Origin of the sequence: Bacillus sp. AFS040349 (assembly GCF_002577655.1) — a bacterium.
Taxonomy (GTDB): domain Bacteria; phylum Bacillota; class Bacilli; order Bacillales; family Bacillaceae; genus Metabacillus.
The window spans coordinates 1-15,708 of record NZ_NUMC01000103.1 but is presented as its reverse complement, the minus strand read 5'-3'; the positions used below and the strand labels follow the sequence as shown (position 1 = coordinate 15,708).

Here is a 15,708-nt window from a genome sequence, read left to right as displayed (position 1 = left end):
ATGATGGCGAAGAGGTCACACCCGTTCCCATGCCGAACACGGAATTTAAGCCCTTCAGCGCCTATGGTAGTTGGGGGTTTCCCCCTGTGAGAGTAGGACGTCGCCAAGTAAGATGAGAAAAGATCAGTAGAGATGCTGGTCTTTTTTGTATTTAGAAGAATAGATAGAGAGGTAGGAGTGAGGAAAGAGATAAAAATAGGAAAGAAACAGAACTGGCAAATAAATTGCAGTTATGACTATTATATCGCAGAATAAGACTCTTCAAGATAATTACTGTTTCGTTAGGAATAAAGACACGATAATTAGTACTCGACTTGATGATTTGAACCTTTGACATGACAAACGGACGTTTTGACGTGATGATCCGGAAAATTGACTTAATCCGATGTCAATTCGACGTGACGCCCAGAAATTGACGTGGTGATCTTCCCTGTAAATAAAAGATTATAACAGGCACCTCTCATATAGAGGCACCTGGCTAACCTTCACGCATCAACTCACTTCTTTACAATCGGTTACTTTCTATAACCGTCCTTCCAAGAACTCCAAAATAAAAAAAGGGATTTTCCTTTTAGCGATTTCCATATATCTTAGTATGAATGGATAGTCATCATTAGTGGCACCTAGTAGTAGTTCATACCACCATTCAGTTTCGTATCTAGAGATCATACTTAGATTATAAAGCAGTAAATAATGAACAAGTATCTCTGGTAAACTTGATAATGATTCACGGGTATTTGGTAAGTAGTATTCCTTTTCTTCAATGTGATATAAAAATGGTGATAATTGAACTGACGGATTTGTATGGTTATTTTTAAGATATAGCTTATTTTCTTCTTCGCTCTCAATACTATATTGATATCGTTCTTTTATAAATTCTCCAAGACGTTTTACCGACATATGAAAGGATTGGGCAATGTCTTCAGTAAGAGCTAGATGACCTAATTTATCACTTGATATCTTAATAAGAGGATTGTCTGCTAGATGAAAGATAAAAACATCTTTCATTTCTGCAATTTGTTTTAGTAATTGTTCCATTGAGTATTTTTCTGCTTCAAGATGATCGATATGAAAAAGATGTTTGGCAACATGACTGAATAATCCGTTTCTTTGGATTTTAATTTCATCTTTTAAAAATTGGTATTGTTGCTTTTTTCGTTTTCTACTTGATACACCATGAGCTAGAACGGATGATGTGGAGGGGTATTCAGGATCCACAATTAATAAACAAGCTTTGATCAGTTGTGATATACCGTAAAAGAGCAAGATTGGCTGAATGGCATGTGGTGATTGATCTGCTTGCTTAAAAAAGTTTTCGCCATGTTTTAGAAAATAGATGAATCGGTAACAATTATCATATGACAGACCACTCGCATTATCATATGACGAAAGTTGGTAACTTCTCTCTAGTTTCTTTTGTATAGTCTGTGTTGAATGATAGGATAGTAAGCGTTCCCAAGTTAGTGCTGACATAAATTGTACACTCCAATTAGTAAATTCTAAATATTTAAACTCTTTAATACTTTCTTGACAGTCTAATGACATGTTGATAATCTACTAATAATATTTTGCCGAATAAGGGGGATTTTACTATGTGGGAACAAAAATTTTCTAAAGAAGGCTTAACTTTTGATGATGTTTTACTAGTACCAGCTAAATCAGAGGTTTTACCTAGAGATGTTGATTTAAGTGTACAATTAACTCCAAGCTTAACGCTAAATATCCCAATCATTAGTGCCGGGATGGATACAGTAACAGAAGCAGAATTAGCGATTGCCATTGCAAGACAGGGTGGCATGGGTGTTATCCATAAAAACATGTCAATCGAACAACAAGCAGAGCAAGTGGACAAAGTAAAAAGATCTGAAAGAGGAGTTATTACTGATCCATTTTATTTAACTCCAGAGCATCAAGTGTTTGATGCAGAACACTTAATGGGTAAATATAGAATTTCAGGTGTTCCAATTGTAAATAACCCCGAAGAACAAAAATTAGTTGGTATCATCACAAATCGTGATATGAGATTTATTCAGGATTATTCAATAAAAATCAGTGATGTGATGACAAAAGAAAATCTTGTAACTGCAGATGTGGGCACAACATTAAAGGATGCCGAGAGTATCTTACAAAAACATAAAATTGAGAAATTACCTTTAGTTGATGAAGATGGTGTACTTAAAGGGTTAATTACCATTAAGGATATTGAAAAAGTTATTGAGTTTCCTCATTCAGCAAAAGACTCACATGGACGTTTAGTAGTTGCTGCAGCAGTAGGAGTAACAGCAGATACAATGGTACGTGTAAAGAAGTTGGTTGAAAAAAATGTAGATGCTATTGTTGTTGATACTGCCCATGGTCATTCTAAAGGTGTATTAGAAACAGTAAAAGCAATTCGTAACGAATATCCTGAATTAAACATCATTGCTGGAAATGTTGCAACAGCAGATGCTACAAGAGATTTAATTGAAGCAGGAGCGAATGTAGTTAAAGTTGGAATTGGGCCTGGATCTATTTGTACAACAAGGGTTGTAGCTGGAGTAGGTGTTCCACAAATTACAGCTGTTTATGATTGTGCAACTGAGGCTAGAAAACATGGAGTTTCCATTATCGCTGACGGAGGTATTAAATACTCTGGAGATATGGTAAAAGCACTTGCAGCTGGAGGCCATGCTGTTATGTTAGGAAGCTTGCTTGCAGGTACTTCTGAAAGCCCAGGAGCAACTGAAATCTTCCAAGGAAGACGATTTAAAGTATACCGTGGAATGGGATCAGTTGCAGCGATGGAAAAGGGAAGTAAGGACCGTTACTTCCAAGAAGATAATAAAAAGTTTGTTCCAGAAGGAATTGAAGGAAGAACTCCTTACAAAGGTCCTTTAGCTGATACAATTTATCAGCTTGTTGGTGGTATCCGATCAGGAATGGGATATTGTGGAACGAAGGATCTTCAAGAACTAAGAGAAAACTCACAATTCATTCGTATGACAGGTGCAGGCTTAAAAGAAAGCCATCCACACGATGTACAAATTACGAAAGAAGCCCCAAATTATTCTTTGTAATAGGACTTTTGAAATAAAAAAGAGACCAAATATGACAGAACTATAACATTTGACAGAGTCTATGACTCTGTCTATTTTTTTTATCCTTTCTATGATAAAATCTATTTTGTTGTGTCTAGATAGAGACAAACATTCACTGAATTTTAAATAGATTAACTAAAAATATGGAGGTAATGAACAACGTGAGAATTAAACAATTAATTGCAATTGTCGTTGCTTTTGCATTTGTAATTACGTCTTTTTACCCTTATTCAAATGCTCAGGCAGCAGAGCCTATTTCTATTAATGCAAGCTCTGCAATCATCATTGAAGAGTCAACAGGTACTATTCTTTATGGTAAAAATATAGATGAAATGCTACCAGTCGCTAGTATGGCAAAGGTTATGACAGAGTACCTGGTGTTAGAAGCGATTAAAGATGGAAAAATTAAGTGGGACCAAACATATACACCTACTGAATATGTGTATAAAATTTCTCAAAATCGCAATCTATCAAATGTACCATTAAGACTCGATGGCTCATACAATGTAGAGGAATTATATGAGGCTATGGCAATTTACTCTGCAAATGGTGCAGCAATTGGTCTGGCTGAGTTAATTGCAGGATCTGAAACGGCATTTGTAAAAATGATGAATGATAAAGCGAAAGAATTAGGTTTAACAAACTATGAATTTGTTAATGCAACAGGGTTAGAAAATAAGGATTTACTTGGAAAGCACCCTGAAGGAACAAGTGCAGATGCAGAAAGTAAAGTTTCTGCTCGAGATATGGCACTGTTATCACAACGATTGATTCAGGATTTCCCTGATATTTTAAAAACAGCTAGTATTGCTAAAAAAACCTTCAGAGAAGGAACTGACGATGCTACAGAGATGCCAAACTGGAACTGGATGCTTCCAGGTCTTGTTTACGGCTATGAAGGCGTTGATGGGTTGAAAACTGGATCAACTTCATCTGCAGGATCTTGCTTTACAGCAACTGCTGAAAAAAACGGTATGCGAGTGATCACAGTTGTTATGAATGCAAAGGCTGAAGATGGAGTTGGAGATGTTAAAAATCCACGCTTCTTTGCAACTGAAAAAATGTTGAATTATGCGTTTGATAATTTTACAGTAAAAGAAGTTTTTCCTGCTGGTTATCAGATTAAAAAAGAGTCAACAATCCCGGTAGTAAAAGGGAAAGAAGATAGTGTATCTGTAGAAACAAAAAAAGCTGTTACGCTTGTTGTGAAAAATGGAGAAGAAGAATCATATAAGGCATCTTATAAAATTGATTCTAGTCAATTAACGAAAGAGGGAGAATTGACTGCTCCAGTTAAGGAAGGTCAAAAGGTAGGAACGATGACTGTGAATTATGCTGGTGAAGGTGAAGCACTAAGCTATATCCAAAAAGATAAACTTCCTCAAGTAGATCTTGTTACAAAAGAAGCTGTAGAAAAAGCAAACTGGTTTGTTTTATCCATGAGAGGGATTGGCGGTTTCTTTGGTGGATTATGGGGAACAGTAACGGACACAGTTAAAGGTTGGTTTTAAATAGGAAGACTCCCAATGGGGGTCTTTTTTTTGTTTTGAGAAAACAATATAAAAAAGTATTAAATTTTGACTGAAATAGGTATATAATAGAAAATTATCTCTGGTATAAAATAATAGAATAGTGAAACATATAGGAATTGTTTTACTAATTATATTTATTTTGATAGGATTTTTTTAGAAGTTAGGATAAAATATAGCGTAGATGAATTTTTCATATAGCTAAAACAAATCCTATTACATAGGAAATTACATAAGGGGGACAAACAGATGAGTAACAATACAGGTACTGACCGCGTAAAACGTGGAATGGCAGAAATGCAAAAAGGCGGCGTCATCATGGACGTTGTTAATGCAGAGCAAGCAAAAATTGCAGAGGAAGCAGGCGCTGTTGCTGTAATGGCACTTGAGCGAGTTCCAGCTGACATTCGTGCAGCAGGCGGTGTAGCAAGAATGGCTGACCCTACAATTGTTGAGGAAGTTATGAATGCTGTATCCATTCCAGTTATGGCGAAAGCTCGTATCGGTCACATTGTTGAAGCTCGTATACTTGAAGCTATGGGTGTAGATTACATTGATGAGAGTGAAGTATTAACTCCAGCTGATGAAGAATATCACCTTTTAAAAAGTGATTTCACAGTTCCATTTGTATGTGGATGCCGTGATCTTGGTGAAGCTACACGCCGTATTGCTGAAGGTGCTTCAATGCTTCGTACAAAAGGTGAGCCAGGTACTGGTAACATCGTTGAAGCAGTACGTCATATGCGTAAAGTAAATGCTCAAATTCGTAAAGTTGCAGCAATGAGTGAAGATGAGTTAATGACTGAAGCAAAAAATCTTGGTGCACCATTTGAACTACTTCTTCAAATTAAAAAAGAAGGTAAATTACCTGTTGTTAACTTCGCAGCTGGTGGTGTAGCAACTCCTGCTGATGCGGCATTAATGATGCAATTAGGAGCAGACGGTGTATTCGTTGGTTCTGGTATCTTCAAATCAGAAAATCCTGCGAAATTTGCTCGTTCAATCGTTGAAGCAACAACACACTTCCAAGATTATGAGTTAATAGCAAGCCTATCAAAAGGACTTGGATCTGCAATGCAAGGAATTGAAATTTCAAGCCTTTTACCAGAACACAGAATGCAAGAGCGTGGTTGGTAAGATAAAGGAGTTTTTTACATGCTGAAAATTGGTGTTTTAGGTTTACAAGGTGCTGTGCGAGAACATATTCGTTCAATCGAAGCTTGTGGTGCAGAAGGAATCGTCGTTAAGACAACAAACCAACTTGATGACCTTGACGGCTTAATTATTCCAGGTGGAGAAAGCACCACAATGCGTCGCTTAATTGATAAATACAATTTCATGGAACCTTTAAAAGCTTTTGCTGAATCAGGTAAGCCTATGTTCGGAACATGTGCAGGCTTAATTATGTTAGCAAAAAATCTAGTAGGTTATTCTGAATCTCATTTAGGATTATTGGATGTTACAGTAGAACGTAACTCCTTTGGTCGCCAAAAGGATAGCTTTGAAGCAGAGCTAATGATTACCGGTGTTGGTGAAGATTTTGTTGGTGTCTTCATAAGAGCTCCACATATTGTGGAAGTTGGAGAAGATGTAGAGATTTTATCTAAACATAACGGAAGAATCGTTGCTGCTAGACAAGGGCAATTTCTTGGATGCTCATTTCATCCAGAATTAACGGATGATCACCGAATGACTCAGTTATTTATAAATATGGTGAAAGAGTCTAAATAAAAGGTATAAAAAACTTGCTAGTGCTGTAAACTTATAGTAAATTATGTACTAAATCTATTATATGAAAACATGATGATAGGAACTAGTAGCATGATGTTCTATCCATAGAGAGCCGATGGCTGGTGAAAATCGGTGATAGATGCTTGCGAATCCATCCTTGAATGAATGGCTGAACAAACAACAGTTTAAGTAGGTTATTCCGGCTATGACCGTTATTCATTAAGTGAAAAATACATGTGTATTTTTAACTAGGGTGGCAACGCGGGTAACTCTCGTCCCTTTTATGGGACGGGAGTTTTTTGTGTTCATATATATTTTCTTAAAAAGGAGAATGGTAATATGTTGGATATTAAATTTTTACGTGCTAACTTGGAGGAAGCAAAACAAAAATTAGCCAAACGTGGTGAGGATTTAACTGACTTTGGCAAATTTGAAGATCTTGATAAAAAAAGAAGAGAACTTATCGCAGCTACAGAAGAATTAAAAAGCAAAAGAAATGAAGTATCTTCTCAGGTAGCGCAACTTAAAAGGGAAAAACAGGATGCTGATCATCTTATTAGTGAAATGAAAGATGTAGGAGAAAAAATAAAAGGATATGATGATGAACTACGCGAGGTAGAAACAGCATTAGAGCAATTGCTATTATCTATCCCGAATATTCCTCATGAAAGTGTTCCTGTTGGTGATACAGAAGATGATAATGTAGAAGCTCGAAATTGGGGTGAGATCCCTGAATTCTCATTTGAACCAAAACCGCATTGGGAAATTGCAGATGGTCTGCAAATTTTAGATTTTGAAAGAGCAGCTAAAGTAACTGGTAGCCGTTTTGTATTCTATCGTGGTTTAGGAGCTAGATTAGAGAGAGCACTCTTTAACTTTATGCTTGATTTACATGTAGAGGAACATGGGTATACAGAAATCATGCCACCTTTTATTGTGAATAGAGATAGTATGACTGGAACCGGTCAATTACCAAAGTTTGAGGAAGATGCTTTTAAGATCGTCGGAGAAGACTATTTCTTAATTCCAACGGCAGAAGTTCCAGTAACAAATTTACATCGTGAGGAAATCCTTAATGTAGAACAACTTCCAATCAGCTATGCTGCATTCAGTGCAAATTTCCGTTCAGAGGCTGGATCTGCTGGTAGAGATACAAGAGGATTAATTCGTCAACATCAGTTTAACAAAGTAGAGCTTGTTCGTTTTGTTAAACCAGAGGATTCTTATGAGGAACTAGAAAAATTAACAGGTCATGCTGAAAAGGTTCTTCAATTATTAGGTCTACCATACCGTGTTATGAGCATGTGTACAGCTGACCTTGGGTTTACAGCAGCGAAAAAGTATGATTTAGAAGTATGGATTCCAAGCTATGGAACGTACCGTGAAATCTCTTCTTGTAGTAATTTTGAGGCATTCCAAGCTAGACGTGCGAATATTCGATTCAGAAGAGAAGCCAAAGCAAAAGTTGAGCATGTTCACACATTAAATGGATCTGGTTTAGCAATTGGCCGTACCGTTGCTGCTATTTTAGAAAATTATCAGCAAGAAGATGGATCAGTCATTATTCCGGAAGTATTAAGACCATATATGGGGAATAAAGAACGTATATCTGTTGTAGAATAAAAACGCAGGTTTAGAAAGCAATTTGAGGTTTTAAATAAAACAAAAGTTTTTTTGAAAGAATTGTTGACAACTATATATATCATATGATAAATTATATCTTGTCAACAAGGAGGAATACCCAAGTCCGGCTGAAGGGATCGGTCTTGAAAACCGACAGGGGTGTCAAAGCCCGCAGGGGTTCGAATCCCCTTTCCTCCTCCATAATATTATAAATAATTCTCATATTAGCGCATAAAATATGGGAGATTGGTGAAAATCGTTACGTTTGAAGTAACGGTTTTTTTTATTCCCTTTTGTAAGGGCTTAACATTAGATTGAAAAAGTAAAAGGCATTTAAGATCAGAATTTCTGTTCCTAAATGCCTTTTTTATTTTATCTTACTTTTTAAGAAATTTTGTTTGCTCAATAAAATAGCCAATTCTTTCAATAATTGGTTCAATGGATTGATCATTTGTCATAATGTCGTAATCATTAATGTTAATACGTAAAACAGGGCAAGCGTTGAAATTATTGATCCAATCCTCATAACGCTGGTGCATCTCTTGCCAATATTCTACGGGAGTTTGCTGCTCCATAGCTCGTCCACGTAATTTAATTCGAGATAAAATATCGTCTAAACTTCCTTCAAGATAGATCAGAAGGTCAGGATGTGGGAAATAAGGAGTCATAACCATTGCATCAAATAAATTTCGGTATGTTTCATAATCTACTTCAGACATTGTTCCTTTTTCGTAATGCATCTTTGCGAAGATTCCAGTGTCTTCATATATGGAACGATCCTGAATAAAACCTCCGCCATATTCAAAAATCTTTTTTTGCTCTTTAAAGCGTTCAGCAAGGAAATAGATTTGTAAATGAAAGCTCCATCTTTCGAAATCTGCATAAAATTTATCAAGATAAGGATTAGAATCTACTTTCTCAAATGATGTTTTAAAATCAAGCTCCTTTGCCAGAGCTTTTGTCATAGTTGACTTTCCTACACCAACGGTACCTGCAATAGTGATCACAGCGTTGTTTGGAATATTATATTTATCTCGTAAATTCATCTATTGTTACTCCTTTTTGCAAATACTGATTCAATGTATTGAATATATAGGTTAAGTCTTGTTTATTTTGAACAAAATCTAATGTATCTCCATTAAATCGAATAATAGGAATGGATGGATTTTCTTTTTCCCATTGTGTCATAGCGATCTCGTAGTCTTCTGTGAGTTGTTGCAAATAGCTTGGATCGATTTGATGTTCGATTTCACGTCCTCTTTTTGCAATTCTATTAAGTAGAGTATCTAAACTAGCACTTAAATAAATAATGATATTTGGTTTCGGCATTCCATCCGTTAAAATATCATAGATTTTTAAGTATTTATCATACTGCTCATTTTTAAGCGTACGTTTAGCAAAAATAAGGTTTTTATAAATATGATAATCCGCTACAACTGGTTTACTTACTTGGAGAAATTTCTTATCGATATCTTCTAATTGTTTATAACGATTGCAAAGAAAGAACATTTCCGTTTGAAAGCTCCACTCTTCAATATCAGCGTAAAACTTTCCTAAGAAAGGATTTTCCTCAACAATTTCTTTTAATAGATGAAACTGATAATAATCAGCAATTGCTTTTGACAATGATGTTTTCCCAACACCGATTGGTCCCTCTACTGTAATAAAGGGTATATTCATAATGGGTCCTCCTTTAAAACGAAACACCTATACTAAAAATCGACAAATTTCATTTTACCATGCAAAACCCATTTTGAGTTAAAAATAAATTGTTTGCTTTCTTTTTCTATATTTATTTCACAATCACTTACAGTTTACTTAAAATTAACCAAAAAAAGTACTCATCAGATAATGAGTACTTTAATGAATAATTATTTCTTCTCAATTTCGAAGTTATCAGCAAGGAGGAGCCAATTTTGTGGGAAGGCTAAACCGAGTTTCCAATAGCTGATGCCTCTTAAATCTAACTCTTTAATCAAATCAAATTTTGCTTGAATGGACCTTGCATCTTCAAACCAGACTTTATGTTCTTTGCCAGCAGCATCAGTATAATTAAAATGAGGTGCTTGTGCTTCTTGATCATATCGAATTGGTACGTTGTTCGTACTTGCTAATTGGATAGCTTGTTGAGGACTTACTGCCTTAGCGTATTGACCTCCAGCCACAAATGGAAGTGTCCAGTCATATCCATATAAGTTTTGACCCATCATAATTTTGCGACTAGGCATTTCACTAATCGCATATTCTAACACTTCGCGAACAGGGCCAATTGGTGATACTGCTAATGGAGGTCCAGCACTGTATCCCCATTCATAAGTCATAATAACAACGAAGTCAACAATTTGACCATGTGCCTTGTAATCGTGTCCTTCATACCATTTTCCTTTTTGATCTGCACTCGTTTTAGGAGCTAAAGCTGTTGATAATAGCCAGCCTTCTTGACTAAATCGAGCTTTTGCTTTTCTTAAAAATTGATTGTATGCCTCACGATCTTGAGGTCTTAAATACTCCATGTCAAAATGTATATCTCTAAATCCATATTTCTTTGCTGTTCTTACGATTTTATCTAACAGTTTATTTTGTATATCCATGTTTGTTAAAACAATTCTACCTAATTCATCACTAAATTGATCATTTTCTAGATTCGTGATGGCCATCATTAATGTTACACCATTTTGTCGAGCGATTTCCGGAAAGTTATTTAATAATGGTTCTTTTAATGAACCATCTCTCTGTATTTGAAAGCTAAAAGGACCCAAGTATGTTAAATATGGTGCAGCCTCACGAGCTGCTTGCTCAAGGTTAGCAGCTACACTTGTACCTCTAGGCTCAATATAAGCATTGGATTCTACAGATCTTTTTTGTCCTTCAGGTATATATAATCTGAATCCAGGTGAAAGTGGCTGATTCACATTAAGATTATTGACTCTAGCTAACTCTTCAGCTGAAAAACCATATCTTTGGGCTATTGAAAATAAGCTGTCTCCAGGCTGAACCCAATAAAACCTTCCTTTAATCGGAATAACAATCGCTTGACCAATAACCAAATTATTAGGGTTTGGTAATTCATTTGTTCGAACAATTTCATTTACAGTTGTATTATAGGCCTGTGCAATACCATACAAACTTTGTCCTTGCTGGACAATATGTATTTGCATGACTATCCCCCTCACAAAAGCATTTTAGTACATCATATGTGGAGGAGGCTCGATACATGTCAGCTATTTTTAGACTCAATAATTGATGCTTTAAGGATATGTTTCATCATTCTTAATGCAAAATCATTATCTTCCTCTGTATTAGAGGCAATGCAATCAGAGGGAACAGTAATCCTATATTCTCTCATATATGCATCATTAGCTGTAAACAGGACACATATATTCCCGGCAATCCCTGTAATAACAAGTTCCTTAATATTTAAGCTATATAAAAGGGTATTCAATGCTGTCCCATAAAAAGCAGAATGTTTTGGTTTAATCAAAAAATACTCATCATCATTAGGGAAAAGGCGATGAATGATATTTTCACTTAATGAATTTCGGCACTTTGCTGCAATCTTTTCAAAGTTGGCTTGCCATAGTTTATAATGATCATTGATATAAATAATTGGAGAACCATTCTTTTTCATGTTTTCCTTCAGAGAAAGAATGTTATGTGAGATGGTATCAGCTTGTTTAGCTAAGTTAGGTCCATTATGAAATTGAAAATCATTGATCATATCTATAATGAGGAGTGCTTGTTCACTTTTTGTTTCCATTGATCAATTCTCCTTTTTACACAATAGGATGAACAAATTTACAAATTCTATAAGGAGTAACTCAAGTATGAATGATCAACACTTTATGAAGATAGCTTTAGAAGAGGCAAGAAAAGCAAAAGAAATTGGAGAAGTTCCAATCGGAGCAGTGATTGTTTTGAATGATGTTGTTGTGGGGGTTGCTCATAACTTGAGGGAAACCGAACAACGATCGATTGCTCATGCTGAAATCTTAGCCATTGACCAAGCATGTATGGCAGTAGATTCTTGGAGATTAGAAGATGCTACACTGTATGTTACATTAGAGCCTTGTCCTATGTGTGCCGGTGCCATTGTCCTTTCAAGGATAAAGAGAGTTGTTTACGGTGCTTCTGACCCAAAGGGTGGATGTGCAGGTACTCTAATGAACTTACTTCAGGAGGAGAGATTTAACCACCAAGTTGAAGTTACAAAAGGAATTGAAGAGCAGGAATGTAGTGAAATGCTCAGTTCTTTTTTTCGTGAGTTAAGAGAGAAGAAAAAGAAAGAAAAAAACACATGACAAAAACTTACAGAGTCTAACCATTGCATTTTATATGAGAAGGATATATACTAATACATGCGTCGGACAAACGGCGCAACTAAATGTGGTATCAATTTTGCCGTGCTAAGCGGGGAGGTAGCGGTGCCCTGTACTCGCAATCCGCTCTAGCGAGGCCGAATCCCTTCTAGAGGTTAGAACACTGTAGGGCTGCCTCAAGTAAGTGGTGTTGACGCTTGGGTCCTGCGCAATGGGAATCCATGAACCATGTCAGGTCCGGAAGGAAGCAGCATTAAGTGGAAGCTCTCATGTGCCGCAGGGTTGCCTGAGCCGAGCTAACTGCTTGAGTAACGCCTATGGTGACTAATCGACGGAAGGTGCACGGCAGTTAATTTTAAAATAAAACTCACCCTTATAGGGTGAGTTTTTTATTTATATATAAACAACTTTGTAAATTTTCTGTTGGTTGTTATAATAAAAAGGAAGAAGAAGAAGGGAGACGTTTTTGTGGGTTATCAAGCTCTATATCGTGTTTTTCGACCACAGTTGTTTCATGATGTGGTTGGACAAGAACATATTACTAAAACCTTACAAAATGCCCTATTACAAAATAAATTTTCACATGCTTATCTTTTTTCTGGACCACGTGGAACAGGGAAAACAAGTGCAGCAAAAATCTTTGCAAAAGCAGTGAACTGTGAAAAGGCACCAGTTGCGGAGCCATGTAATGAGTGTGCTGCTTGTAAAGGAATCACAAACGGGTCAATTTCTGACGTAATTGAGATCGATGCTGCATCTAATAACGGTGTTGATGAAATAAGGGATATAAGAGATAAAGTAAAGTATGCACCATCATCTGTACAATACAAGGTATATATCGTCGATGAAGTTCATATGTTATCGATTGGAGCTTTTAATGCCTTACTTAAAACGCTAGAAGAGCCTCCTAAGCATGTGATTTTTATCTTAGCTACAACAGAACCACATAAGATCCCGCTAACAATCATCTCCCGCTGTCAACGCTTTGATTTTAGGAGAATTACAGCATCTGCTATTGTAGGGAGAATGAAAGAAATCATACATAATCAACAGGTCAATGTAGAAGAAGCGGCTCTAGATGTAATAGCAAGAGCTGCTGATGGTGGTATGCGTGATGCGTTAAGTCTCCTGGATCAAGCGATATCTTACAGTGATGAGCAAGTAAGTATTGAAGAAGCTTTGCTAATTACCGGATCTGTCTCTCAAGAGATTATAGGAAGAATGGCAGAGGCCATTCACCAAAAAAATGTGACAATTGCCTTGCAAGCACTTGACCAACTTATGTATCAAGGTAAAGATCCAAGTAGATTTATTGAAGATTTCATTTTTTATTACCGAGACATGCTTCTTTACCAGACTGCACCAACGTTAGAGGATGTACTTGAACGAGTATCAGTTGATGAGCAATTTATTGAGCTCTCAAAAGAAATTCCTTCTGCTGAGATTTATGAGATAATTGATGTTTTAAGTAAAAGTCAGCAAGAGATGAAATGGACAAACCATCCACGAATTTTTTTAGAGGTAGCACTTGTGAAGCTCTGTCAAAACACTCATACTACTTCTCAGCCTAATGAAGAGGGGTATCAAGCACTACTAGATAAGATAAACAATTTACAGTCAGAAATAAACCGAATAAAACAGCAAGGTATTTCAGCCCCACAACAGGCTGCAACAGGGTCTGAACCAAAGCAGCGCTCGATGAAGAGTGGTGGGTATAAAACACCAGAAGGAAGAATTCAAGAGATCCTTAAAAACGCTACAAGAAAAGACTTAGAGATAATTAAAGGACGCTGGGCAGAGCTGCTAGAGATGCTAAGACGCCAAAACAAGGTATCTCATGCGGCACTACTAAATGATAGTGAACCTGTAGCAGCATCAGATCATGCATTTGTTTTGAAATTCAAATTTGAAATTCATTGTAAAATGGTAGCTGAAAATAATAATAATGTTCGAACAAACTTAGAAATGATTTTACAGGAATTAGTCGGCAAGAATATGGAAATGGTTGGCGTTCCGGAACATGATTGGGGTAAAATAAGGAAGGAATTTCTTAAAGATCAAAAAGATGATGAGCAAAATCAGCAAGAAAGCGGGGAAGAAGATCCCTTAATTGCTGAAGCAAGAAAATTAGTAGGAAATGAACTTATTGAAATAAAAGATTAAATTGGAGGAATGTAAAATGATGCGTGGCGGAATGGGTAATATGCAAAAGATGATGAAGCAAATGCAAAAAATGCAAAAGGATATGGCAAAAGCTCAAGAAGAACTTGCTGAAAAAACAGTAGAAGGTACTGCTGGTGGCGGAATGGTAACAGTTGTTGTTAATGGTCAAAAGGAAATAGTAGAAGTTAACATTAAAGAAGAAGTAGTAGATCCAGAAGATATTGAAATGCTTCAAGACTTAGTGTTAGCTGCTACAAATGATGCACTTAAAAAGATGGACGATTTAACAAATGAAACAATGGGACAATTTACAAAAGGAATGAATCTACCGGGAATGTTCTAGGAGGATTATTATGCATTATCCTGAACCAATATCAAAGCTTATTGATAGCTTTATGAAATTGCCAGGAATCGGTCCAAAAACGGCCGTTCGACTGGCTTTTTTTGTATTAAATATGAAAGAAGATGTGGTCTTGGATTTCGCAAAGGCTCTAGTTAATGCCAAGCGGAATTTATCGTACTGCTCTGTTTGTGGTCATATTACAGATCAGGATCCTTGTTATATATGCGAAGATGACCGACGTGATAAAAGTATTGTGTGTGTTGTTCAAGATCCTAAAGATGTGATCGCCATGGAGAAAATGAAAGAATATAACGGGATGTACCATGTACTTCATGGCTCGATTTCTCCGATGGAAGGGATCGGACCTGAAGATATAAAAATACCGGAACTTTTAAAAAGACTTCAAGATGATGTAATACAAGAAGTAATTTTAGCAACTAACCCTAATATTGAAGGGGAAGCAACCGCGATGTATATTTCAAGATTATTAAAGCCATCAGGTATTAAACTAACTAGAATTGCACATGGTTTACCGGTAGGTGGAGATTTGGAATATGCTGATGAAGTAACCCTATCAAAAGCACTAGAAGGAAGAAGAGAGCTGTAAAGGGGGGGATTAGATGCTATTTCGCCGTAAAGGGTGGCTGAGGAATCAATATGATCAACAACTGATTCAAAATTTACTTCTGAAGAAGAAAGAGTGGAATCGGCAAAAGCAACTGATTGATAAAAGTGTTGAACCTTCTCCTGAGGTACTCTATGAATTAAAAGTAGCAGAAGCGAAATACTTCTTTTTATTAAAGGAAGCGAAAAACCGAAACATTAAAATTGGCAAGCTATAGTAGATGTTATCTATTATAGCTTGTTCTATTTTTAAACTCACTTCCATATCTTTTATAGTAAGAGGATAGGTAGTGTCAAAAGAT

The 15,708-nt window shown here is 36.3% G+C and carries 15 protein-coding genes, 1 tRNA gene, 1 rRNA gene, 1 other RNA gene and 1 other annotated feature; of the genes, 13 read left to right on the top strand and 5 right to left on the bottom strand.

Translation table 11 applies throughout. The annotated features are described in order from the left end of the window. A 5S ribosomal RNA gene (gene rrf / locus COD11_RS20035) occupies nucleotides 1-109 on the top strand; the annotation flags it as partial. A 413-nt stretch (nucleotides 110-522) separates the two neighbouring features. Here the strand turns inward: rrf and COD11_RS20030 are convergent. Further along, nucleotides 523-1,473, bottom strand: coding sequence for a YaaC family protein (locus tag COD11_RS20030; RefSeq protein ID WP_176551163.1), 951 nt, complete (start codon nucleotides 1,471-1,473; stop codon nucleotides 523-525). Between the two features lie 119 nt (nucleotides 1,474-1,592). Between COD11_RS20030 and guaB the strand changes: the two genes are divergently transcribed. The 6 genes from guaB to COD11_RS20000 all read left to right on the top strand — a co-directional run bounded on the left by guaB (nucleotide 1,593) and on the right by COD11_RS20000 (nucleotide 8,161). Next, nucleotides 1,593-3,056, top strand: coding sequence for an IMP dehydrogenase (gene guaB, locus COD11_RS20025; protein ID WP_098798637.1), 1,464 nt, complete (start codon nucleotides 1,593-1,595; stop codon nucleotides 3,054-3,056). Nucleotides 3,057-3,229: 173 nt separating this feature from the next. Further along, a complete protein-coding gene (locus COD11_RS20020; RefSeq protein WP_098798636.1) occupies nucleotides 3,230-4,588 on the top strand; it encodes a D-alanyl-D-alanine carboxypeptidase family protein in 1,359 nt (452 codons plus the stop codon). Nucleotides 4,589-4,855: 267 nt separating this feature from the next. After that, a complete protein-coding gene (pdxS, locus tag COD11_RS20015) occupies nucleotides 4,856-5,743 on the top strand; it encodes a pyridoxal 5'-phosphate synthase lyase subunit PdxS (RefSeq protein ID WP_098798635.1) in 888 nt (295 codons plus the stop codon). Between the two features lie 18 nt (nucleotides 5,744-5,761). Then, nucleotides 5,762-6,337, top strand: a complete 576-nt coding sequence (pdxT, locus tag COD11_RS20010; protein ID WP_098798634.1) for a pyridoxal 5'-phosphate synthase glutaminase subunit PdxT — start codon at nucleotides 5,762-5,764, stop codon at nucleotides 6,335-6,337. 63 nt (nucleotides 6,338-6,400) lie between these two features. After that, nucleotides 6,401-6,620, top strand: a binding site (T-box leader). A 56-nt stretch (nucleotides 6,621-6,676) separates the two neighbouring features. Beyond that, nucleotides 6,677-7,960: a serine--tRNA ligase gene (serS, locus tag COD11_RS20005; protein ID WP_098798633.1), complete on the top strand. Its 1,284-nt coding sequence runs from the start codon at nucleotides 6,677-6,679 to the stop codon at nucleotides 7,958-7,960. A gap of 108 nt (nucleotides 7,961-8,068) precedes the next feature. Further along, nucleotides 8,069-8,161, top strand: a tRNA-Ser gene (locus COD11_RS20000). 176 nt (nucleotides 8,162-8,337) lie between these two features. Here COD11_RS20000 and COD11_RS19995 read toward each other — a convergent pair. The 4 genes from COD11_RS19995 to COD11_RS19980 form a co-directional block, all read right to left on the bottom strand. Further along, nucleotides 8,338-9,006, bottom strand: coding sequence for a deoxynucleoside kinase (locus COD11_RS19995; RefSeq protein WP_098798632.1), 669 nt, complete (start codon nucleotides 9,004-9,006; stop codon nucleotides 8,338-8,340). Continuing rightward, nucleotides 8,990-9,643 (bottom strand): deoxynucleoside kinase, encoded by a 654-nt coding sequence (locus tag COD11_RS19990; protein ID WP_098798640.1) that lies wholly within the window; start codon nucleotides 9,641-9,643, stop codon nucleotides 8,990-8,992. The genes COD11_RS19995 and COD11_RS19990 overlap by 17 nt, the downstream gene beginning before the upstream one ends. Before the next feature lie 188 nt (nucleotides 9,644-9,831). Beyond that, on the bottom strand, nucleotides 9,832-11,118 hold the full coding sequence (locus COD11_RS19985) for a glycoside hydrolase family 18 protein (RefSeq protein ID WP_098798631.1): 1,287 nt from the start codon (nucleotides 11,116-11,118) through the stop codon (nucleotides 9,832-9,834). A gap of 59 nt (nucleotides 11,119-11,177) precedes the next feature. Continuing rightward, nucleotides 11,178-11,717: a cysteine hydrolase family protein gene (locus tag COD11_RS19980; protein ID WP_098798630.1), complete on the bottom strand. Its 540-nt coding sequence runs from the start codon at nucleotides 11,715-11,717 to the stop codon at nucleotides 11,178-11,180. A gap of 67 nt (nucleotides 11,718-11,784) precedes the next feature. Here COD11_RS19980 and tadA point away from each other — a divergent pair, with 67 nt between their 5' ends. From tadA to COD11_RS19950, 6 genes are all read left to right on the top strand, one after another. Further along, nucleotides 11,785-12,258: a tRNA adenosine(34) deaminase TadA gene (gene tadA, locus COD11_RS19975; RefSeq protein WP_218012746.1), complete on the top strand. Its 474-nt coding sequence runs from the start codon at nucleotides 11,785-11,787 to the stop codon at nucleotides 12,256-12,258. Between the two features lie 100 nt (nucleotides 12,259-12,358). Beyond that, nucleotides 12,359-12,622: signal recognition particle sRNA large type (gene ffs, locus COD11_RS19970), an RNA gene on the top strand. Between the two features lie 122 nt (nucleotides 12,623-12,744). After that, a complete protein-coding gene (gene dnaX / locus COD11_RS19965; protein ID WP_098798628.1) occupies nucleotides 12,745-14,439 on the top strand; it encodes a DNA polymerase III subunit gamma/tau in 1,695 nt (564 codons plus the stop codon). A gap of 19 nt (nucleotides 14,440-14,458) precedes the next feature. Beyond that, nucleotides 14,459-14,782 (top strand): YbaB/EbfC family nucleoid-associated protein, encoded by a 324-nt coding sequence (locus tag COD11_RS19960; RefSeq protein ID WP_098798639.1) that lies wholly within the window; start codon nucleotides 14,459-14,461, stop codon nucleotides 14,780-14,782. Between the two features lie 10 nt (nucleotides 14,783-14,792). Next, nucleotides 14,793-15,389, top strand: a complete 597-nt coding sequence (recR, locus tag COD11_RS19955; RefSeq protein WP_098798627.1) for a recombination mediator RecR — start codon at nucleotides 14,793-14,795, stop codon at nucleotides 15,387-15,389. A gap of 13 nt (nucleotides 15,390-15,402) precedes the next feature. Further along, nucleotides 15,403-15,624, top strand: coding sequence for a YaaL family protein (locus tag COD11_RS19950; protein WP_098798626.1), 222 nt, complete (start codon nucleotides 15,403-15,405; stop codon nucleotides 15,622-15,624). The last annotated feature ends 84 nt before the right edge of the window (nucleotides 15,625-15,708 follow it).